Below are 383 nucleotides of genomic sequence, written 5' to 3'. Positions count from 1 at the left end.
TATTTGCTCCTATTCGAGGTTTTCGTTGCTTGTCACGTCCTTCTTCGCCTCCTGGTGCCAAGGCATCCGCCTTGCGCCCTTAGTTTCTTGACCGGAAATATATACTGTTATTCGATTTTCAATGTTCTTTTGACCTTTGGTTAGGTCATTGGTGGGCCTGGGGGGACTCGAACCTCCGACCTCACGCTTATCAGGCGTGCGCTCTAACCACCTGAGCTACAGGCCCATAGGAACCTTAAAGTAAATACTTAAGAGTTTAGCACTCCTTAGAAAGGAGGTGATCCAGCCGCACCTTCCGATACGGCTACCTTGTTACGACTTCACCCCAGTCATCAATCCTACCTTCGACTGCTCCTCAATTAGGTCACAGGCTTCGGGTATTA

At 49.1% G+C, this 383-nt stretch carries 1 tRNA gene and 2 rRNA genes; all 3 read right to left on the bottom strand.

Features of this window, described 5'->3' with window-relative positions:
• Positions 1-93 (bottom strand): 23S ribosomal RNA (locus ACU68U_RS09285); the annotation flags it as partial.
• Positions 94-149: 56 nt separating this feature from the next.
• Positions 150-226: transfer RNA gene (locus tag ACU68U_RS09280), tRNA-Ile, on the bottom strand.
• 44 nt (positions 227-270) lie between these two features.
• Positions 271-383: ribosomal RNA gene (locus ACU68U_RS09275) — 16S ribosomal RNA — on the bottom strand; the annotation flags it as partial.

The organism is Finegoldia sp. P3-F-LR (assembly GCF_052932165.1).
The sequence above is the reverse complement of the archived record's forward strand: the minus strand, read 5'-3'. Positions and strand labels throughout refer to the sequence as shown.